This is a genomic window from Bacillus sp. IBL03825 (genome assembly GCF_024712505.1).
In the GTDB taxonomy this organism is placed as follows: Bacteria; Bacillota; Bacilli; order Bacillales; family Bacillaceae_G; genus Bacillus_A; species Bacillus_A wiedmannii.
Window position 1 is genome coordinate 2,076,336 of the sequence record NZ_JAMXKE010000001.1, and the last position, 22,537, is coordinate 2,098,872.

Below are 22,537 nucleotides of genomic sequence, written 5' to 3' on the forward strand. Positions count from 1 at the left end.
CTCCACAATGATTAGATTTTCACTTTTTTATATTTTTTCCGGAATTTTTGACAATCTCTTGAACTGTGCGAAATGTCACATCTGAATTTTACAACCTCTCTTATAGTAAGGGGTATGTAAGAGAGACGTATTAAAGGAGTGAACAGTATGAAGAAGAAACCTTCAGCACTAATGAGACGTTTAAAATATTTTTCACCAATAGATCGTTATAACGATAATCATACACAAGAAACATATGAAGATCGCGAATGGGAGAATGTGTACAGAAAGCGTTGGCAGCACGATAAAGTAATTCGTTCTACACACGGCGTGAACTGTACTGGTTCATGTAGTTGGAATATATATGTGAAAGATGGAATTGTAACTTGGGAAGGACAAGAGCTTAACTATCCGACTACAGGTCCTGATATGCCTGATTTTGAACCGCGAGGATGTCCACGTGGAGCAAGTTTTTCTTGGTACATTTATAGCCCGCTTCGTGTGAAATATCCATATGTACGTGGTGTTCTTTGGAATATGTGGCAAGAAGAACTGCAAAATAACGAGTCACCATTAGACGCTTGGAAAAGCATTGTGGAAAACCCTGAAAAGGCACGTACGTATAAGCAGGCGCGTGGTAAAGGGGGATTCATTCGTGCGAATTGGGATGAAGTATTACAACTCGTTTCAGCTTCTTTACTATACACAGTAATGAAATACGGTCCAGACCGAAATGTTGGTTTCTCACCAATTCCAGCTATGTCGATGTTAAGTCATGCAGCTGGTAGTCGCTTTATGCAACTTATGGGGGGACCGATGCTTAGCTTCTATGATTGGTACGCAGATTTACCACCAGCTTCTCCGCAAATTTGGGGCGATCAAACAGATGTACCAGAAAGTAGTGATTGGTATAACTCTGGTTACATTATGACATGGGGTTCAAATGTACCGATGACGAGAACACCAGATGCTCACTTTTTAGCAGAGGTTCGATATAAAGGAACGAAAGTTGTTTCTGTAAGTCCTGATTTCGCTGAGTCTACAAAGTTTGCGGATGATTGGATTAGTGTGAAACAAGGTACAGACGGTGCACTGGCGATGGCAATGGGGCACGTAATCTTACAAGAATTTTACGTAGATAATCAAGTGGAATACTTCACAAAGTATGCGAAGCAATATACTGATTTTCCTTTCTTCGTCACATTGAAACAAAAAGGGAATCAATTCGTTGCAGATCGTTTCTTAAACGCTTCTGATATTGGACGCGAAACGAAGTTAGGAGAATGGAAACCTGTACTTTGGAACGAGAACACGAATGATTTTGCAACACCTCACGGCACAATGGGGTCACGTTGGGATAACGAAAAGAAATGGAACTTACGTTTAGAAGATGAAGAAACAGGTGAAAAGATTGAACCACGTCTATCTTTACTTGGAATGGAAGATAGTGTTGAAACGGTGCAAATTCCATACTTCTCTGATGACGGAAATACAATATTAGAACGTACAATTCCAGTGAAAAAGGTTATGACAGAAGAAGGCGAAGTGTTCGTTACAACTGTATACGACTTAACGTTAGCAAATTACGGTGTGAACCGAGGGCTTGGCGGACAAGAGCCGAAAGACTTCAATGATGATGTACCGTTTACTCCTGCTTGGCAAGAGAAAATGACAGGAGTGAAACGAGAGCTTATTACTCAAATCGCTCGTGAGTTCGCACAAAATGCTGTTGATACAAATGGTCGCTCAATGATTATTGTCGGAGCTGGTATTAACCATTGGTTTAACTCTGATACGATTTATCGCGCCGTTTTAAATCTTGTTCTTCTCGTTGGGGCACAAGGTGTAAACGGCGGTGGTTGGGCGCATTACGTTGGTCAAGAGAAATTACGTCCAGCAGAAGGATGGCAAACAATCGCGATGGCAAAAGATTGGCAAGGGCCACCAAAATTACAAAACGGTACATCTTTCTTCTATTTCGTAACAGATCAATGGCGCTATGAAGATACACCAGTTGGACATTTAGCATCACCAGTGGAAGGCAACTCTCGTTATCAACATCACGGTGATTACAACGTATTAGCAGCACGACTTGGCTGGTTACCTTCGTATCCGACATTCGAGAAAAATGGGATTGAATTATATAAAGAAGCTGTTGCCTCTGGTGCAACAACGCAAGAAGAAATCGGAAAATACGTTGCGCAAAAACTAAAAAATAAAGAACTGAAATTTGCGATTGAAGATCCTGATAATAAAAATAACTTCCCGCGTAATTTATTCGTATGGCGTGCAAATTTAATTTCAAGTTCTGGTAAAGGTCACGAATATTTCTTAAAACATTTATTAGGTACAACGAACGGATTAATGAATGACGATAGCGATTCATTACGACCAGAAGAAATTAAGTGGCATGAAGAAGCGCCAGAAGGGAAGCTTGATTTACTCATTAATTTAGATTTCCGTATGGCTGGAACAGCACTTTATTCTGATATCGTCTTACCAGCTTCAACTTGGTATGAAAAGCATGATTTAAGTAGTACAGATATGCATCCATTTGTACATCCATTTAATCCAGCAATCGGTTCACCGTGGGAAGCGCGCTCTGATTGGGATATTTTCACTTCTCTTTCTAAAGCTGTGTCAGATTTAGCGAAGAAAATCGATCTTGAACCAATGAAAGAAGTTGTTGCAACACCGCTTCTTCACGATACACCGCAAGAATTAGCGCAACCACTTGGCAAAATTAAAGACTGGAGCAAAGGTGAGTGTGAACCAATCCCAGGTAAAACGATGCCACAAATTCATGTTGTTGAAAGGGATTATAAAACGATTTATGACAAAATGACCGCGCTAGGACCAAATACCGGAAAACAACCGATTGGTACGAAAGGGATTTCTTGGTCTGCAGAAAAAGAATATGAACAATTAAAGAGCCGATTAGGAGTTGTTCGAACGGATTCTATTGCGAAAGGTTGTCCAGACATAAAAGAAGCAATCAATGCTGCTGAAGCGGTATTAACACTTTCTTCTACAACAAACGGTCATATGGCTGTAAAAGCATGGGAAGCACTTGAAAAACAAACGGATCTAAAACTACGTGATTTAGCAGAAGAACGTGAAGAAGAATGCTTCACATTTGAACAAATTACAGCGCAGCCAAAAACAGTAATTACTTCTCCAGCCTTTACAGGTTCAGAAAAAGGTGGACGCCGTTACTCACCGTTTACAACAAACGTGGAACGTCTTATCCCTTGGAGAACGATAACGGGTCGACAATCTTTCTACTTAGATCATGACATGATGAAAGAATTTGGTGAAACGATGGCAACATTTAAGCCAATTCTGCAACATAAACCGTTCCGTAAATCACGGCCTGAAGTGGAAGGAAAAGAGATTACACTAAACTATTTAACACCGCATAATAAGTGGTCGATTCATAGTATGTATTTCGATTCATTACCGATGTTAACGCTGTTTAGAGGTGGTCCAACCGTTTGGATGAATAAAGAGGACGCTGCAGAAGCTGGCGTTGCAGATAATGATTGGATCGAGTGCTTTAACCGTAACGGTGTTGTTGTAGCGCGTGCCGTTGTAACGCACCGTATACCGAGAGGAATGGCATTTATGCACCATGCGCAAGATCGTCACATTAACGTACCTGGTACGAAATTAACAAGTAACCGCGGGGGAACGCACAATAGTCCAACTCGAATTCACGTGAAACCGACACATATGATTGGTGGATATGGTCAATTAAGTTATGGATTTAACTATTATGGTCCAACTGGGAACCAGCGTGATTTAAACGTTGTAATTCGCAAACTGAAGGAGGTAGATTGGCTTGAAGATTAAAGCACAAGTCGGAATGGTAATGAATCTAGATAAATGCATCGGTTGCCATACTTGTAGCGTAACGTGCAAAAACACCTGGACAAATCGTCCAGGTGCTGAATATATGTACTTCAATAACGTAGAAACGAAACCTGGTATCGGGTATCCGAAGCAATGGGAAGATCAGGAGAAATATAAAGGCGGCTGGGAATTGAAAAATGGTGAAATTCAGCTGAAATCCGGTTCGAAAATGAAGCGCCTTATGAATATTTTCCACAATCCAGATCAACCAACAATTGATGATTACTTTGAACCTTGGAACTATGACTATGAAACGTTAACAAATAGTCCGCAGCGTAAGCATCAGCCAGTTGCTCGTCCGAAATCAGCAATTACAGGTGAATTTATCGATAAAATTGAATGGGGTCCGAACTGGGAAGATGATTTAGCTGGTGGACATATAACAGGATTACAAGATCCGAACGTAAAGAAAATGGAAGAAGAAATTAAAACGGATTTTGAAAATGTCTTTATGATGTATTTACCACGCATATGCGAACACTGTATGAATCCATCTTGTGTATCTTCTTGTCCATCTGGTGCGATGTATAAACGTGAAGAAGATGGGATTGTTCTTGTCGATCAAAATGCATGTCGTGCTTGGAGATTTTGTGTATCTTCTTGTCCATATAAAAAAGTGTATTTTAACTGGCAAACGAATAAAGCTGAAAAATGCACAATGTGTTTCCCTCGTATTGAAGCAGGTATGCCAACAATTTGTTCGGAAACATGTGTAGGACGTATTCGGTATATTGGAGTAATGCTATATGACGCTGACAAAGTAAAAGAAGCGGCTTCTGTTGAAGATGAAAAAGATTTATATGAATCTCAGCTTACTGTTTTCCTAGATCCAAATGATCCAGAAGTGGCAGCAGAAGCGAAAAAACAAGGAATTCCTGAAGAATGGATAAAAGCGGCACAACAGTCGCCAATCTATAAAATGATTATCGATTGGAAAATCGCTCTACCTCTTCATCCAGAGTATCGCACTATGCCAATGGTTTGGTATATTCCGCCACTTAGTCCAATAATGAACATGGTGGAAGGGAAGGGGAGTAACTGGCAAGCAGAAGAGATTTTCCCTGCCATTGATAATATGCGTATTCCAATTCAATATTTAGCGAATTTACTCACTGCAGGAGATGAATCACATATTCGTCTTACATTGAAAAAAATGGCTGTTATGCGAACGCATATGAGGGCACTTCAAATTAATAAAGAACCAAATGAAGCTGTATTAAAAGAACTCGGTTTAACGAAACAGGATGTAGAAGATATGTATCGTCTTCTTGCTATCGCGAAATATAAAGATCGCTTCGTCATTCCGGCCACTCACCGCGAACAAGTTGCAGATTTGTATAACGAACAAGGAAGCTGTGGTTTATCCTTCGCAGGTGGCCCAGGCTCTTGTATGACAATTTCTTAAATAATGGAGGCGGAAACATATGAAACAAAGTTTACAAACTGCTTTTTCATGTTCTTCATTCCTTCTCTCCTACCCAGAAATCGGGTGGAGAGAAGCTTTAATCGAATTACAAGAAAAGATAGAAGCAATTGAGAAGGACGATGTTAAAGCTTCACTTACAGTATTTATAGAACAAGCATTAAATAAAACGAACGATCAATTAATTGATGGTTACGTATATACATTTGATTTTGGCAAAAAGACTAATATGTATTTAACGTATATGAACACCGGTGAACAAAGAGAAAGAGGTATTGAATTACTAGAGTTAAAGCAGCATTATAAAAAATCTGGTTTTAAAGTAACAGATAAAGAGCTACCTGATTATTTACCGCTATTACTAGAGTTTTTTGCAAATGCAAATGAGCAAGACAGTGAACCAATTATGAGTAAATACAAAGAGAACATACAAGCATTACACGTTCAGTTAAAAGAAGCGGGTAGTATGTATGAACCAATTCTTGCGGCTGTTCTACTCGCTATTGATACATGGGGTGTACAGACAAATTAGAAAGGAGAGTTGTCAAAATGATGGATCAATTTCTATGGGTGTTGTTTCCCTATATCATTTTTGCAATCTTTATCGGTGGACATATTTTCAGATACAACTATGATCAATTTGGATGGACATCAAAATCTAGTGAACTATTAGAAAAGAAAATGCTCCGAATCGGAAGTCTATTATTCCACTTTGGGATTATGTTCGTAATTGGCGGTCATGTTATGGGGATTTTAATTCCAGAAGCTATATATCGTTCAATAGGTATTTCAGAGCATATGTATCACACAGTGGCAATTAGTTTCGGACTTCCGGCAGGTATTGCTTCTATCATCGGTTTAATTATATTAACGTACCGCCGTGTAACAGTAAAACGCATCATTGCAACGAGTACAAAGGGAGATTATATTGCGCTTATTTTATTACTTATCGTAATGCTAGCAGGACTTTCTTCAACTTTTTTAAACATCGACTCAAAAGGGTTTGATTATCGTACAACGATCGGTCCGTGGTTCCGAAGTCTCTTTATTTTCCAACCGAAAGTTGAATATATGATGGAAGTGCCTGTATGGTTTAAAATTCATATTCTCGCAGGGATGGGGCTTTTCGCAGTATGGCCATTTACAAGACTAGTACATGTTTTTAGTGCCCCAATTAAATATTTAAGCCGTAGTTATGTGATTTACAGAAGACGTATTCCAAATGAATTGAAAAAATGATTTAGTTTTATATGTTTAGTAGTTTATAAGGAAAGCCGAGATCTAATTGGAGACCTCGGCTTTCCTTATAGGTATAAGTATCTAAATAAGATGCTAATCAATACTACAAACAGAGGCAGAGCAATCTTCACATGCAATTTCACATTTTAAAAATTGTAAATCGTGGATTGTAATCTTTCCTTTATGAATAGAAATTGTACCTTGCTTTTTTAATTCATTTAACATTCGATTTACGCTTTCACGTGAAGTTGCACAGAAATTAGCAAGTTCTTGATTCGTTAATGGTAAATCGATGAGAATACCATTTTCTTTTAACACACCATAACTATTTGTCATTCGAATGAGAGTAGAATACAAGGCACCTTTCTTGCCATGCAATACTAAATCTCGGAACTTCGTTTGCATTCTTCTTAAATGTTCACTAATCCATTTCATAAATTCAAATACAAGTGCGGGCTTTTGGAGTAATTCTCTTTCTAACGCTTCACGCTTTATAACGCCTACTTCAACATCTTCAAGGCATTTTGAATTTAATAAATACTTCGCATTGTCCGTGAATAATGTTAATTCTCCAATAATGTCGTATGCCGAACAAATACGGAGTGTTAATTCTTGCCCGTCAGCACTTAGTTTACTAATTTGTACTTTTCCTGAGTGGATGATATAGAGTTCTGTTGCTTCCATACCTTCTTGAAAAATAAAACTCCCCTTTTTAATCTGCATTTTATATTCAACAGATGCAAGTAATTCCTTTAAATCTTGAGATAATGTCATACTGTTTGCCACAGCAATCACCTTTCTTCTTATAAGCAATACATTTCCTATTTTGAGTGTAAATATGCTGGAAATGCAAGAGCTATTTTAAAAATAAAGTGAAATTTCAATGACCGTAAGGAGGAGAGACTGAAGATGTGAACAAAATTCGAACGGATTTGTGAAAATTTTTTGAATGGGGAAAGTGATGTGAGAAATGTCACATTGAATATGTAGCTTCTTTTTTATAATAAAGGCAAATAAAAAATTGAAAACTTACTAAGGATTGCAGTAGAAAAGAAGGGATATAGATGCACGAGAAAATGAAAGATTCTTTAAAGCGGCCACTTCAAGATTTACGTATTTCAGTTATTGATCGTTGTAATTTTAGGTGCACATATTGTATGCCCGCTGAAGTGTTCGGACCTGATTACGCTTTTTTACAGGAAGAGTTTTTATTAACGTTCGATGAAATAGAAAGATTAGCACGATTATTTATAAGTATGGGAGTCAATAAAATTAGGCTTACTGGCGGTGAACCGTTATTGCGTAAAGACTTACCGCAGTTAATCGCAAGACTTGCAAAGATAGAAGGTTTAAAAGATATTGGGCTCACAACAAACGGTATTCATTTAGCAAAACAAGCTAAGGAGTTAAAAGACGCGGGATTAAAACGTGTAAATATTAGTTTAGATGCGATAGAGGATCACGTCTTCCAAAAAATCAATGGAAGAAATGTAAGTACAAAACCTGTATTAAAAGGAATTGAAGCAGCAAAGGCTGCAGGATTAGAAGTGAAAGTAAATATGGTCGTAAAAAAGGGAATGAATGATAGTCAAATCCTTTATATGGCTCGTTATTTTAAAGAACAAGAAATTCAGCTCCGCTTTATTGAGTTTATGGATGTAGGCAGTACGAACGGATGGAATTTTGAACAAGTTATTACGAAGGAACAATTAATAGAGAAGATTAATCGCGTATATCCGATTGAGCCTGTTCAACCTCGTTACTTTGGCGAAGTTGCGAAATTGTATCGATATGTAGGGAGCGATGCCGAAGTTGGATTTATTACTTCAGTATCTGAGTCATTTTGTTCTTCTTGTACGAGAGCTCGTATTTCGGCAGACGGCAAGTTTTATACGTGCTTATTTGGAGAAAAAGGAACGGATTTGCGAACGCTTCTTCGAGAAAATATTTCGGATGCCTCACTATTAAAAATTTTACAACATACATGGCGATATAGAACAGATCGATATTCAGATGAAAGAACGGTGGAAAGTACAAATAAACGTCCAAAAGTTGAAATGTCTTACATTGGCGGATAGTGAAAGGAGGATTCTCTATGCAAGAGCGATATTCAAGGCAAGTATTGTTTTCTGGAATTGGTGAAATGGGACAAAGAAAAATAAGAGAAAAGCAAGTGCTCCTAATCGGTGCGGGTGCACTAGGAGCTGCAAATGCGGAAGCGCTCGTTAGGATGGGAATTGGGAAATTGACAATTGCCGATCGTGACTACGTCGAATGGAGTAATTTACAGCGGCAACAGTTATATACAGAAGAAGATGCAAAGCAGTCTAAACCGAAAGCAATTGCAGCGGCAGAACATGTAAGAAAGATTAATTCTGAAGTGGAAATTGTACCAGTTGTAACGGATGTCACAATGCAAGAAATAGAAGAGTTAACAAAAGAAGTAGATCTCATATTAGATGCGACTGACAATTTTGATACGCGCCTACTTATAAATGACATCTCACAAAAAGAAAATATACCTTGGATATACGGAGGATGCATTGGAAGTTACGGTGTAACGTATACAATTCTTCCTGGGAAAACACCATGTTTTCGCTGTCTAATGGATCATCCTATGGGCGGTGCAACATGCGATACAGCCGGAATTATTCAGCCAGCTGTACAGATGGTTGTTGCGCACCAAGTGACAGAGGCGATGAAAATATTGGTGGATGATTATGAGTCGCTAAGAGGAACGATGTTATCATTTGATATTTGGAACAATCAATATCTCTCATTAAAAGTAAATAGACAGAAAAAAAGTACATGTCCATCTTGTGGGAAATCACGAACGTATCCAAGTTTAACATTTGAAGCACAAATGAAAACGGAAGTGTTATGCGGACGGAATACAGTTCAAATCCGTTCAGGAATAAAGAGAAATCTTAATTTAAACGAAATTCAAAAACGATTACAAAAAAGTGTACATGTCCAAAAAACGCCTTACTTACTATCATTTCTAATTGATGAATATCGTTTCGTTTTATTTACAGACGGTAGGGCATTTATTCATGGAACAAATGATGTGAAAATAGCAAAACGATTATACGCAAAATATATAGGATGAACAGAAAGAACGTTGCCCCTTATTAAAACGAGGTGAAAAAGAATGTTAGCAAAACGTATACCAATTCCGGTGGCAGAAGCAGTGGCACGTGTAATGAAATACGCTCATCAAGGTGAAATAGAAGAGGTTTCTCTTATAGAAAGTTACGGAAGAATTCTTGGAGAAGATGTTATTGCAGATCATGATGTCCCTCATTTTGATCGCTCTCCATACGACGGGTTTGCGATTCGAGCAGAAGATACAAAAGAAGCAAGTAGCAGTAATCCCATTCTGTTTGAAGTGATTGGTGAAATTGGAGCCGGTTTTGTTTTTACAGAAGAAGTGAAAGCATTTCAAGCTGTCCGTATTATGACAGGAGCCGCAATTCCAAAAGGGTGTAATGCGGTTGTTATGTTAGAGCTAACGGAAGGATTTGAAGAAAAAGAAAAGACGTATATGAAATTAAAACGCTCCTTCGCCGCCGGTGATAACATTTCTTTTAAAGGTGAAGATGTAAAACAAAATACCAGCCTTGTGAAAAAAGGGACTGTTATTAACCCTGGAGTAGTGGCGCTTCTTTCTACGTTTGGTTATAGTACCGTTTACGTTGTAAAACAGCCGGTTATCGGAATTGTAACGACAGGAAGTGAACTGCTTGAAGTACATGAACAATTAAAGCCAGGGAAGATTCGAAATAGTAACTCCTATATGATAGCTGCTCAAGTTGAACGAGCGGGCGGAGTTGTACAGTATTATGGACAATTCGCTGACGATTTTGAGACGTGTTATAACACTGTGAAAAAAGCGATAAAAGAAGTCGATATTTTAATTACAACTGGTGGCGTTTCGGTAGGAGACTATGACTATTTACCTGCTATTTATGAGAGATTACGAGCTAATGTACTTTTCAACAAAATAGCGATGCGACCAGGAAGTGTGACAACTGTAGCTGAGCTAGAAGGAAAACTATTATTTGGTCTATCTGGTAATCCTTCAGCTTGTTATGTCGGTTGTGAATTATATGTTCGGCCAGTCATTGGAACATATTTGCATAGAAAAGATTCGCACGTATATCGTGCAGAGGCAATATTACAGAAAGACTTTCTGAAAGCAAACCCATTTACTCGTTTTGTACGAGGGAAAGTGGAAATTGTAGATGGAACATTGCAAGCTACACCAGTTGGTTTAGACAAATCTAGTGCAATTTCTTCACTTGCAGAGGCGAATGCATGTATCGTCCTGCCGGGAGGAACGAGAGGATTTAAAGCAGGAATAACTGTCTCGGTACTGTTATTAGAATCAAGCGCCGGAAGTGAGTGGACGTGGGAAGGACAGTTTCGATCATACAAATAATAGAAAAATAGATTGCTAACTTATACAAAGATAAGAGGTGCAAGATGACACATACGTATTATGAAGTAATTGATACACCTATTTCAATTGAAGAAGTTACAAACAAAGTAATTCGTCGTGAATGTGGCGCAGTTGCGACTTTCATTGGTACTGTTAGAGAATTTACGAAAGGCCGTCGTACGCTATATTTAGAGTATGTAGCATATAAGTCAATGGCGGAGAAACAGCTTAAGAGAATTGGCACCGAAGTAGGAGAGAAGTGGCCTGGGACAAATGTCGCCATTACACATCGCATTGGTACATTACAAATTTCTGATCTTGCTGTTGTCGTCGCTGTTTCTACACCACACCGGAAAGCTGCCTATGAGGCGAACGAATATATTATGGAGCGTATAAAACAAATGGTTCCAATATGGAAGAAAGAGTTTTGGGAAGATGGTGAGTCATGGATAGGTGATCAGTTAGAGAAGGTAGCGTATGCAAATGGTGAGCCTAGAAAGGAGATGAGAATATGATTGAAGTACTATTATTTGCACATTTACAAGAAGAAGTAAGTAAGTCAGCATTACACATAGATTGTGAAAATATTACGGTTGCTGAACTAAAGGAAGTCCTTATTACGAAATACAACGTAGCAATTTCAAGTGAGATAATGGTCGCTATCAATGAAGAGTATGCAAATGAGGATGATATCATTCAAACTGGCGATGTCATAGCAATGATTCCGCCAGTAAGTGGTGGTTGATTCTTTTCAGCCTAATCATGTTAGGACGTGATTAGGCTGGAGGGAATGAATATAACTATGCATACATAGGAGGGAACAGGATGAAAGGTCCTAATTTTCAATTAAGTTTACAAACTTCTAATCTAGTTATCGGTTTTATGGTATGGGTTATTTTATCATCATTAATGCCTTATATTAAAGCGGATATTCCATTAACTGCGGGACAAATTTCTATGGTAACAGCAGTACCGGTTATTTTAGGTTCTGTTCTTCGCATTCCAATTGGTTATTGGACAAATCGTTTCGGAGCAAGAAAATTATTCTTTATTAGTTTTATTCTATTATTATTTCCTGTCTTTTATATTAGTGTTGCCAATTCAATGATGGATTTAATTATTGGTGGCTTATTCGTCGGAATCGGTGGGGCCGTATTCTCCGTAGGGGTAACTTCTTTACCGAAATACTTTCCGAAAGAGAGTCACGGTTTTGTAAATGGTATTTACGGTGTCGGTAACGCCGGAACAGCAATTACTTCGTTTTTAGCACCTGTCATTGCAACTTCAGTTGGCTGGAGAACGACAGTACAGTGTTATTTAGTTTTACTTGCAGCATTTGCACTTATGAACTTTTTATTAGGTGATCGTAAGGAGAAAAAGGTGAATACACCATTAATGGAACAAATAAAAGGTGTATATAAAAATGAAAAACTTTGGTTTTTATGTATCTTTTACTTTTTAACATTCGGATCATTTGTCGCATTTACAGTATACTTACCAAACTTTTTAGTATCTCACTTCGGATTAGAAAAAGTAGATGCAGGTATGCGGACAGCCGGATTCATCGTATTAGCAACAATGATGCGTCCGATTGGTGGTTGGCTTGGTGATAAGTTTAACCCGTTTAAAATATTAATCTTCGTATTTATCGGTTTAACACTTTCAGGTATTATTTTATCATTTATGCCTAGTATGAACGTGTATACATTTGGTTGCCTACTAGTCGCATTTTGCGCAGGTATTGGTAATGGTACAATCTTCAAACTCGTTCCAATGTATTTCTCAGAACAAGCTGGTATTGTAAATGGACTCGTTTCAGCTTTAGGCGGACTAGGAGGGTTCTTCCCACCCCTAATTTTAACTTTACTATTCCAACTAACAGGTCATTATGCAATTGGATTTATGGCATTATCAGAAGTCGCACTTGCTTGTTTAATCATTACAGTATGGATGTATAGTCAAGAAAAGCTGTTAGTGATGTTAAAGAATCATTAGTCAACTACCCCCACTGAGATGAAGCGTTTCAGTGGGGGCTTGAGTTAGAAAGCTAGGTCTTTTCATCTATCGCTAGACATTTGACGCTCTAGCATTCATGCCACCTTACGGTAACACCCCAAGTATGTTTTTGGTTGGTACTGGCAACGAACGATTGTTTTCCCACTTGCACCACCCTTTCGAAAAAGAGCAGTTCTTCCTTATGGAAGAAGCCACCACTCAGATGAATCCGGCGTGTACTACAAGCCCCGACAAGTCGAGTACACATAGATGGTTGACGCACCCACTAAGCTATGCGCGAAGCAACAGCCTTACGTTTTTGTACTTCTAATAGAATAGGTGTTTTCACTTTAAGACTTTCATCCAATTCTACAACTCTTGATTTTTTCAATGTATTCAGCGCACCATTAATATCAGCATGGATACATGTTCCTGCTTTACTTTTGTACAGACCACGGGTGATTCGTTTGCCACTAAAGCGATAATAAGTTTTATCATCCTTAGACCAGACTGGAACCGGATCTTTATCAAGAAAACTAGCTTTAGAAGTATAGCTTTCTTCTTGTTTTAAAAATCGTATCCCTTCTTTTATACATTTATTCTCAATCGCTGCAATCAGTTTATGAAACGGGATTTGAACAAACGTTTGATTATTCTTTTTCCCCATATCAGATCTTTGTTTCCAACCAACGTTATAGCCTACGACAATCGTATCTATGCCAAATGCTTTTACTTTTTTGAACAACAGGCCTACAGTTTGTGAAATGTAACCATTTATTTGTCGTTCGCGTTTATGCCAAAGTGCAGCCATTTGATTCGTTACAACACGTTTCGAAAGTCCATTTTCTATATTTTTCTGTTGGAGATTACGTATCATTTTGTTGAAGTACTGGTTAATGGATTTTAGTTTTTTTCCAGCAATTAAAAATGTATCACCTGTATTTGTCACGCAACTTACTAATCTATCTACACCTAAATCGCAACTCAAAGCGTTACTAGTGGTCGCTGATTGTTTCTTCATTTGAGAGACGTGCATCTCATATGTATAATGCACCTCAAAGAACCGACCTTTTTGCTTCGGTACAATCTCAATGTAGGAGATATTTTTATTTCTCAAGTTTTTAGGCATACGTATTTTAATGGAACCGAATTTTTTTCTGAATGCAACACTCATCGGAATCATCCAATACCCGTTATCATCCACTTTTGGAACTTGATAGATTTCAATAATTCGTTTGTCGGTTGAACGAGAATAATTCGGAAACTTAGGACGCCCTGTGAACTTCTCAGGATTTTTCTTCCATTTTTCCATCGCTTTAAAAAAGCTCTTTACTTCTGCATATAAGGCTCTACGAATTGCTTGAACAGAGTTTGATTGAATGCCCCAGTAGTTCATATCGGCTTGCATGGTAGTATCCACTTCTTTTACAGTAGCCATTTTATTATGGTTCAAATAACTTTGTTTCATCGTGTACAACCCAACATTTCGCAATGCTTTTGAACTATGTGGCATGCGTTGCAGTAAGCGGACTTCTTTGGCAGTCAGGCAAGCTCGTCCGATATTTTGTTTCTGCGTAAAACGTTGCATAGTTTCTCTTTTCTTTTGTTTACGTAATACTTTCACTGCTTTCTTCCTAGTCATAGTTTTCACCACCTTTCTTAGAAAGTTCATTAAAATTATTTTTTTGACAAATCAATATTTGGAACGGAACAAAATGTGAACATAGTCTGCATCGCAATTCCTATTGGCTCAAGTAACAAAAGGATTATGATTATCCAATTTCGTTGTCTTACGATCTATTCCCTCCTTATCTAAGGGCAGATTGTATCGTAAGACAAAAAGAAACAAAAGTGTTTGGTCTACCTACTGATAGCAATTCATCTCCACCTGATTTGTTGGGTTTCACCCGTAACACACATCAGATGGAGTCTTCTTGCCGAAAAGGATAAAGAAAAAGAACCATCCTAAAGTAATCTAGGATGGTTCTTTTAGTAATAGGCTTCAATATGTTATATTGCTATCTTAACAAATGCTTGTTTTCTAAAATAATGTGGTATTAAAATGAAAACCAGAAGTTTTATGGGATTTTATGTTAAAATATAGATATCAGATGTTATTCAATTAAAGGGTAGGTTAGTTAAAGAAAATTTAAATTTCTTCCAAAGATCGAACTAATTTTTAACATACAAATATTTAATTGGATCGGGGTGTTTAGATGAAAAAGTTATATAAGTCCACTCAAGATAAACAAGTATCAGGTGTGTTAGGTGGCTTAAGCGACAAGTATGGAATTGATGTAAGTATTCTTCGCATAGTAACTGCATTATCAGTTTTTTTTACTAGTGGATTTACAGTGTTACTTTATATAATTGCTGCAATTGTTTTGCCTACAGATAAAGAAATTAAGCGATAAATGTATGAAATTAAATCGAATTCCACAATGGGGAACTTTAAAGGAACGAGTAGCTAAAGGTACTTCGCCTCTTACACGTTTAGCGTACTAGAAAGGGACTTTGCCTTTGTCGGAATATATCGAGAACGAAAATAATAACTTTTGAATGAAACGATGACTATTGATCGCTAACGAATCGATAAATAGTCGCTCCTTTCTAAAGTATATCTATTAATATGTATAAAAAAATATTAAAATATTGAAATGTTTCGAAATTCAAAAACATATGGAGGTATCTATAACGAGAAAAAACTGCATATTTTTAGGCCCAGATTTTTGGGTAAGGCTAATGGATATTGTGAAAAAATACACTTAAAATAAAGAATACAGTTTAGGGTGATAAGATAAAATTATGAATTTGTATAAATAATCCCTAATTTTCTTAATGAGTCATATTTGATATGTTAAGGAAAAGAGAGCGTTTAATCCAACTAAAATATATGTAGAATGAGGTTTTAAATGTTTGTTTTTATTATATTAGACGTAATATTACCAATATTAATATTGATGCTAATTGGTGCAATCTTACAAAGAAAGTTCCAATTTAACTTAAAGCAGCTATCTACACTTATTACTTATTGCTTGATGCCAGCGGCTGTATTTGTGAATATATATGATATTAGTATAGAAACAGGTTTGTTGCTCCAGATAATATACTATTTAATACTTTACAGTCTGAGTGTGATGATAGTAAGTCATTTCATTTCAAAAACATTAAAGTTAGAAAAAGGAGAAAATGCAGCTCTAAAAAATAGCATTTCGTTAATGAATTCCGGTAATTATGGATTACCAGTAAGTCAATTGATTTTCAGTCACAATCCAGTGGGGGTTTCCATTCAAATTTTTATTGTCATTTTCCAGAATCTTTTAACTTATTCATATGGGATATATAACTTACTATCAGCAACAAAAACAATCGGAAGTATTATTCAATCATTTTTAAGACTACCTGTATTTCATGCACTCATATTAGGGGTTCTCTTTCAATCTTTTACAATTCAAATACCTAATTATATCTTTCTACCTCTTAATCAGCTTGCGAATAGTTTTGTTGCAATAGCACTCATATTGCTAGGAGCGCAATTATCCAACATTAAGCTTAATTTTTTCCATCGAGTCATAACATGGGCTTTAATTGGAAGATTATTGATGGGACCATTATTAGCACTTGCCATGATATACCTACTAAACATTGATGGTATTGTTGCACAATCATTATTTATTGCAAGTTCTTTTCCTACTTCAAGAAATACATCAACCATTGCTATGGAGTATCAAATAGAGCCTGAATTACATGCACAAATCGTTTTATTTTCAACACTTTTCAGCATTATTACAGTAACTGTCGTTATTTATTTGTCATATATTTTGTTTTGAATATACGTGCAAAAACGAATAGATTTGAGGCGGTAAATGATGGACAGAAATCCCATCGATATGAGAAGAAAACAGTCTTTGATATATTAGGTGTCGTTTACAATTGTACCATGCCTGATAATCAAGCGGCTTAATTCAAAAAAGGAACCAAAACAAAAAGAACAAACGCTTCTAAAAAACGTTTGTCCAAAGGTAATTACTATTTTAGTTAAGAAATAGATTATTATTTGTGAGTACGAGAAAGCTTTTTTATAAGTTTAGGAAACATAGATGTTAGTTCTTGCTTCATACGCTTTGTAAACGATGGATCTTTACCTGAGGTTGAAATCGTTACAACATATTCATCATATCGAATGATACCCGGTGTGTGAAACGATGATTCTGTACCGTCACTTACAACGTTAACCCATTGAAAATCAAGTGCGGCTTGTTTGACCATCATATTTATATCATGTTGATTTGTAGCTGCATAAATAAGATGAGCATCTTTAATATCATCATCACTAAAAGTTTTTTGCTTCCAAGTAATATAAGGCAGTTCTTTCAATTCCTCGCAAATTTCTGGGCTGATAATGGTGACAAAAGCGCCTGTATCTTTTAATCCAGACGCTTTTCGATATGCGATTTTACCTCCACCAATGATAACGACCACTTTTTTATTTAGATTAAACATAAGAGGGTACATGTTATACATACACACATTCCTCCATTCGTTCTAATAATGTTAACTTCATATATGTATCAAACTGAAGGCAGTTACAAGTCGTAACGTGATCATATTTTTTTGTATGCAATTTAATTTTTTGAAGCAACAATCCGGTAAAGAGAAGGTACGGCATGACATATACATGGGGCGCAGTCGATGTTATAGCCTTGAGCTCAGCAGTAAAAGAGGGCGCTCCTTTCGTTAAAAAGGAGCACGATACTTGCATACCGAGTTTTCGTTCGACAGCTGCTCCGATTTGTTGTAACTCATGTATCGGCTGTGGATCACTGCTACCTCGTCCTACGAGTAAAATACTACTATCTTGCATTGGCATAGTTTCACGTATTCTTTTCACTACAAGTTCCACCATATGTGGATGCGTACTAAAAGGTGGTACAACTGAAAATGTTATTTGTGGATATTTCTTTTGTAGTTGCTCTATTTCAAAAGGAATATCACGTTTATAGTGAGCTGCTGCAAATAATAAAACAGGTACAATCATTATTTCAGTTGATCCCTCCAGTATCGCTTCTGTAACTGCATCAGAAATGGTAGGTGTCGTTAGCTCTAGAAAAGCTATTTTTTGAATTCTTTCGTTACGTTCTTTCATAACAGATTGAATAAAGTGAATGAATTGTTCGTTCCCTTCTTGCAAGCGACTCCCGTGTCCAACATACACAATTCCTTTCATCGTACCACCAAATCTTTCTTCATAATCATGTCTTGTAATTGCTCATCTACATTATGAAATCCGACTTTATTCGCATAGTGTAAAGTTGGAATGTCGGTATACGAGAAGGGGAGAGTAAGAATATCGATAAAGCCAAGGCGCTTTACTTCTGATAGAAACGTATCAATTGAAGCACGGCCGTCAAACACAATGCTATCCCATGAGAATTCAGAAAGCATACGAGAATGGACTTCATCGAAACGATGATCAATTGTATACGCATGAGTCACCATATATGACCCGGCACCAATTTTCTCTTGAATAAAAGCAATCCGATTAATATTTCGTCCTAAATAAATAGTAGTATCGGAAGAGAACTCTGCTTGTTTACTTAGTAGCCCATATTGCATCAGTTTTTCTTGAGTGGCAACGTTCAAATATTGCAGTTGCGCCTGTAAGGAACGAATATCTTTCTGATGTTTACTACATGATCGCATCAATATTTCTACACTTTCAGCTGAACAAAAAACAAGGCGATCAACGTTAAAAATTTCATTGATTTGTTCAAATGTTAATGTATATTCTTCCTTTTTGAAAGTTGGAATTTGATATATTTCTGCACCGGCTTCTTGTAACTTTTGCACCATTGAACTTGTTTTATTTGTTGCGGATGCAAATAAAACTTTTTTACCATGCAATGGTTTACGTTCTTTCCAAGCGATTTGATCCCGTAAGGAAACGACATCACCAACAATTGTCATGGATGGATTAGAAATATTTTCGTTTTTGACGATAGAAACAATGCTTGAAAGTGTACCTGTGACGACGCGTTGTTTACCAGTTGTACCCCATTCAATGACTGCTACTGGCGTATTGTCTTTCTTTCCAGCTTGTAGTAAGGTTTCACAAATTGTAGGTAAGTTTTTTATACCCATGTAGTAGGCGATAGTGTCGTTATTGTGAGATGAATTATATTTTCCATGATCGGTTAAAGGACCTTTTGCATGCCCAGTTAATAAAGTGACGCTATTACTGTAGTTACGGTGGGTGAGGGGGATACCTGCATAGCTACTAGCGGCGATGCTAGATGTAATACCTGGTACAATTTCATATGGAACGTTCACTGCTGCTAAAGTTTCTGCTTCTTCACCAACGCGGCCAAAAATAGATGGATCTCCGCCCTTTAAGCGGACAACGATTTTTCCTTCTTTCGCAAATTGAAGGAGGTGGGCGTTAATCATTTCTTGTCGCATAGTATGATTCTTTGGCATTTTTCCGCAATAAATAAGTTCACATGTTTCTTTTGTATAACTAAGAAAGAAAGGGTTTAATAAACGGTCATATAAAACGATATCTGCACGCTTTAAACAATCTATCGCTTTCTTTGTAATAAGCCCTTCATCACCTGGTCCTGCACCAACTAAATATACATATCCGTTCATAATCGCACCTCTTCTATTTTTATGTAAAAGGAAGCCAGGGGGAGGCTTCCTTTTTTAAAAATTACATGTATATATAAATGTCACCCTTAATAACTTCTACTTCATAAGTTTGAATACAACCGTCATCAGGTTTTTGAACTTCACCTGTTAGTAATGAAATTTTCCAATCATGCAGTGGACAAAAGACGAATTCACCAGATACAATTCCTTCTGCTAACGGTCCGTTTTTATGAGGACAACGATTTTCTACAGCTCGAATATCGCCATTTGAAAGACGGAATAGGGCGATAGACATACCTTTCATTTGCACCTCTTTACCGATTTGTATAGGAAGGTCTTCTGCACACATAACTTTTATTTTTTCTTTCGTTTGTATCATTTAAATCACAGCTCCTTATTTCACAGTTTCTACTTCATACATCGCTTTTAATGACTTCGTTTCTAGTGCTTGTCCCCACGCTTCCGTATATGTGCTACGAGCTGTTTGGAAGCGTTCATTTAGCGTAGTAACCATACTTGTATCTTGCAGTATTTCTTTTATGTGATCGAAGCCTAAACGTTCTGTCCAGTAAGCAGTACGCTCTCCGTAAATACCAGTTTCACGATAATATTGCATGTAAGCTGTAGCGATGCGAAGGACATCATCTTCAGTAGGCACGATCATTACAAAATCAGCTTCGCGTACTTCTGTACCACCATTTCCGCCAATATAAAGTTGGTATCCATTTTCGACACATACAACGCCAAAATCTTTCGTCAGTACTTCCGCACAGTTACGTGGACAGCCCGTTACTCCCATCTTCATTTTATGGGGTGTATCTACCATTTCTAATGATTGTTCAAGTAACATACCAAGTCCTAATGAATCTTTCGTGCCGAAACGGCAGAAGCGAGAACCAACACATGATTTTACATTACGAAGCGATTTTGAATACGCATATCCCGAAGTCATATGTAAGTCAGCCCATACGTTAGGTAAATCTTGTTTTTTAACACCATATAAGCCGATTCGGCTCGCACCTGTAATTTTCACAAGAGGAACATCGTACTTTTTCGCAACTTCAGCAATTTTCATTAAATCATCTGCTGTTGTAACACCACCGTACATACGTGGAATAACAGAGAATGTACCATCGTGCTGAATGTTCCCGTTCATTCTTTCATTAACGAAACGGGACGCTTTATCATCTTCATATTCTTCTGGAATCGCCATCCGTAAGTAGTAATTTAAAGCAGGGCGACATTTTGAACAGCCATCTTCATGTACAAAACGAAGAACATTTCGTACTTCTTTTGGAGATTTTAAACCTTTCTCGTGAATGGCGGCTACGACTTCATCACGTGATAAAGTTGTACATCCGCACATACCAGCAGACTGCGCGGAAGCATCAAAAGCATCTCCGAGTGTATGAGATAAAACTTGCTCCACAAGCGGACGACATTTACCACAAGATCCTGCGGCTTTCGTGCATCCTTTTACTTCTTCAAAAGTAGTTAACTCTTGCTCTAAAATGGCATGAACGATTGTACCTTTCGTAACACCATTACATCCACAAATCGTGTCATCTGCACTCATTGTAGCAACGTCAAGTTCACTTTCTTCACCAGCTTTGTGAAGAAGGGAAGCGGCTGTATATTCTTGTATATCTTCTTCTTTCTTTAACATGCTAAAGAGGCGTGTACCGTCAGCTGTGTCACCATATAAAACGATACCGACGACTTTATTATCACGAATTAATACTTTTTTATAGGAACGTTTACATTCATCAAAGATTGAAATTGCTTTCGTTTGATCATCTTCATAAATTTGGCCAGCGGAGAATAAATCACAACCAGCAACTTTTAATTGCGTACCAACGATACTGCCCATATATCCATTCGTTTGTAAATTCGTTATATGTTTTGCTAATATTGTGCCTTGTTCATAAAGAGGGGCAACAAGTCCATATGCGATACCATCATGTTCTGCGCATTCGCCAACTGCATAAATGGCTTCATCATTTGTTAGCATATAGTCATTGACTACAATGCCGCGATTGACAATGAGACCAGCATCTCTGGCTATTTTCGTATTTGGTCGTATTCCGACAGCCATTACGATTAAATCACAATCTACAACTTCACCATCTTCAAATTGAATGCCAGCAACATAGTCTGTACCAAGAATTTTTACAGTTTTCTTTTCCATTAAAAACTTCATGCCTTGCGCTTCTAAATCTTCACGCAATAAAGAAGCTGCTTTCGTATCTAGTTGTTGCTCCATTAAGTTTGGCATTAAATGAACAACATGCACGTCCATTCCTAAGTCAATTAGACCTCTCGCGGCTTCTAAACCGAGTAACCCGCCACCAATGACAACGGCCTTTTTCTTTTCTTTAGCGGTATCTATCATAAATTGTGTATCTTCAATAGTTCGAAATCCTGTTACACCAGGAAGAGTGGAACCTTCAACAGGTAAAATAAAAGCACTAGAACCTGTTGCAATAATGAGCTTGTCATATGTAAGAGTACGATTCTTTTCTGTAATGATAATTTTTTCTTCTCGGTTAATACTTTGAACTCTTTCGTTTGTGTATAAAGTTATTTCGTTTTCTTCGTACCAACTATATTCATTCATAATGATATCTTGCATATTTGTTTTGCCTTGTAAAACATGAGAGAGCATAATACGGTTGTAGTTTGGATGCGGTTCATCTCCAAAAATAGTAATCTCATATGAATCACTATCATGTTTTAATATTTCTTCCATACAGCGTATGCCAGCCATACCATTTCCGATCATAACTAAACGTTTTTTCATTTTCGTTTCCCCTTTTTATGTGAAATATTGAACAAAGGATTATATTTCTATTATAGAAAATCAAAAAAGGGGGAGATGTGATATTTATCACACTTCTATA

19 protein-coding genes are annotated in these 22,537 nt (G+C 37.2%); 12 read left to right on the forward strand and 7 right to left on the reverse strand.

Going from position 1 to position 22,537, the window contains the following annotated elements; genetic code table 11:
- Positions 1–147 precede the first annotated feature (147 nt).
- The 4 genes from NHG49_RS10810 to narI are packed head-to-tail and all read left to right on the forward strand — an operon-like array spanning position 148 to position 6,553.
- The gene (locus tag NHG49_RS10810) at positions 148–3,831 is read left to right on the forward strand and encodes a nitrate reductase subunit alpha (protein WP_258125933.1); all 3,684 of its coding nucleotides are present in this window, start codon (positions 148–150) and stop codon (positions 3,829–3,831) included.
- The gene (gene narH, locus NHG49_RS10815; RefSeq protein WP_258125935.1) at positions 3,821–5,296 is read left to right on the forward strand and encodes a nitrate reductase subunit beta; all 1,476 of its coding nucleotides are present in this window, start codon (positions 3,821–3,823) and stop codon (positions 5,294–5,296) included. The genes NHG49_RS10810 and narH overlap by 11 nt, the downstream gene beginning before the upstream one ends.
- 19 nt (positions 5,297–5,315) lie before the next feature.
- A complete protein-coding gene (gene narJ, locus NHG49_RS10820) occupies positions 5,316–5,846 on the forward strand; it encodes a nitrate reductase molybdenum cofactor assembly chaperone (protein ID WP_258125936.1) in 531 nt (176 codons plus the stop codon).
- A gap of 17 nt (positions 5,847–5,863) precedes the next feature.
- On the forward strand, positions 5,864–6,553 hold the full coding sequence (gene narI / locus NHG49_RS10825; protein WP_258125937.1) for a respiratory nitrate reductase subunit gamma: 690 nt from the start codon (positions 5,864–5,866) through the stop codon (positions 6,551–6,553).
- Positions 6,554–6,646: 93 nt separating this feature from the next.
- Here the strand turns inward: narI and NHG49_RS10830 are convergent, their stop codons facing one another.
- Positions 6,647–7,339 (reverse strand): Crp/Fnr family transcriptional regulator, encoded by a 693-nt coding sequence (locus tag NHG49_RS10830; protein WP_046197562.1) that lies wholly within the window; start codon positions 7,337–7,339, stop codon positions 6,647–6,649.
- Positions 7,340–7,617: 278 nt separating this feature from the next.
- Here NHG49_RS10830 and moaA point away from each other — a divergent pair, with 278 nt between their 5' ends.
- The 6 genes from moaA (at position 7,618) to narK (ending at position 12,989) form a co-directional block, all read left to right on the forward strand.
- Positions 7,618–8,631, forward strand: coding sequence for a GTP 3',8-cyclase MoaA (gene moaA / locus NHG49_RS10835; RefSeq protein WP_064473976.1), 1,014 nt, complete (start codon positions 7,618–7,620; stop codon positions 8,629–8,631).
- A 17-nt stretch (positions 8,632–8,648) separates the two neighbouring features.
- On the forward strand, positions 8,649–9,662 hold the full coding sequence (locus NHG49_RS10840; protein ID WP_064473975.1) for a molybdopterin-synthase adenylyltransferase MoeB: 1,014 nt from the start codon (positions 8,649–8,651) through the stop codon (positions 9,660–9,662).
- Positions 9,663–9,704: 42 nt separating this feature from the next.
- Entirely contained in the window at positions 9,705–10,994 is a 1,290-nt protein-coding gene (locus NHG49_RS10845; RefSeq protein ID WP_258125939.1) for a molybdopterin molybdotransferase MoeA, read from the forward strand.
- 44 nt (positions 10,995–11,038) lie between these two features.
- Positions 11,039–11,509 carry a molybdenum cofactor biosynthesis protein MoaE gene (locus tag NHG49_RS10850; RefSeq protein ID WP_064473973.1) on the forward strand — a complete coding sequence of 157 codons (471 nt, stop codon included), beginning with the start codon at positions 11,039–11,041 and terminating at the stop codon, positions 11,507–11,509.
- A complete protein-coding gene (moaD, locus tag NHG49_RS10855; RefSeq protein ID WP_000573685.1) occupies positions 11,506–11,739 on the forward strand; it encodes a molybdopterin converting factor subunit 1 in 234 nt (77 codons plus the stop codon). Before NHG49_RS10850 ends, moaD begins: the two co-directional genes overlap by 4 nt.
- A gap of 80 nt (positions 11,740–11,819) precedes the next feature.
- Entirely contained in the window at positions 11,820–12,989 is a 1,170-nt protein-coding gene (gene narK / locus NHG49_RS10860) for a nitrate transporter NarK (protein ID WP_000678171.1), read from the forward strand.
- 286 nt (positions 12,990–13,275) lie between these two features.
- On the opposite strand, the gene NHG49_RS10865 is transcribed toward narK, so the two are convergent.
- Positions 13,276–14,631, reverse strand: a complete 1,356-nt coding sequence (locus NHG49_RS10865; protein WP_258125941.1) for an RNA-guided endonuclease TnpB family protein — start codon at positions 14,629–14,631, stop codon at positions 13,276–13,278.
- 574 nt (positions 14,632–15,205) lie between these two features.
- Between NHG49_RS10865 and NHG49_RS10870 the strand changes: the two genes are divergently transcribed.
- On the forward strand, positions 15,206–15,403 hold the full coding sequence (locus NHG49_RS10870; protein ID WP_098103193.1) for a PspC domain-containing protein: 198 nt from the start codon (positions 15,206–15,208) through the stop codon (positions 15,401–15,403).
- A gap of 498 nt (positions 15,404–15,901) precedes the next feature.
- Entirely contained in the window at positions 15,902–16,819 is a 918-nt protein-coding gene (locus tag NHG49_RS10875; protein WP_064473970.1) for an AEC family transporter, read from the forward strand.
- Positions 16,820–17,042: 223 nt separating this feature from the next.
- Here NHG49_RS10875 and NHG49_RS10880 read toward each other — a convergent pair whose 3' ends face one another.
- The 5 genes from NHG49_RS10880 to nirB form a co-directional block, all read right to left on the reverse strand.
- Positions 17,043–17,513 carry a precorrin-2 dehydrogenase gene (locus NHG49_RS10880; protein ID WP_064473969.1) on the reverse strand — a complete coding sequence of 157 codons (471 nt, stop codon included), beginning with the start codon at positions 17,511–17,513 and terminating at the stop codon, positions 17,043–17,045.
- A complete protein-coding gene (locus NHG49_RS10885) occupies positions 17,506–18,216 on the reverse strand; it encodes a sirohydrochlorin chelatase (RefSeq protein WP_064473968.1) in 711 nt (236 codons plus the stop codon). The genes NHG49_RS10880 and NHG49_RS10885 overlap by 8 nt, the downstream gene beginning before the upstream one ends.
- On the reverse strand, positions 18,213–19,637 hold the full coding sequence (locus tag NHG49_RS10890; protein ID WP_258125942.1) for a uroporphyrin-III C-methyltransferase: 1,425 nt from the start codon (positions 19,635–19,637) through the stop codon (positions 18,213–18,215). The genes NHG49_RS10885 and NHG49_RS10890 overlap by 4 nt, the downstream gene beginning before the upstream one ends.
- 61 nt (positions 19,638–19,698) lie before the next feature.
- Positions 19,699–20,016 carry a nitrite reductase small subunit NirD gene (gene nirD / locus NHG49_RS10895; RefSeq protein WP_064473966.1) on the reverse strand — a complete coding sequence of 106 codons (318 nt, stop codon included), beginning with the start codon at positions 20,014–20,016 and terminating at the stop codon, positions 19,699–19,701.
- A gap of 15 nt (positions 20,017–20,031) precedes the next feature.
- Positions 20,032–22,437, reverse strand: coding sequence for an NADPH-nitrite reductase large subunit (gene nirB / locus NHG49_RS10900; RefSeq protein WP_064473965.1), 2,406 nt, complete (start codon positions 22,435–22,437; stop codon positions 20,032–20,034).
- Positions 22,438–22,537: the final 100 nt, after the last annotated feature.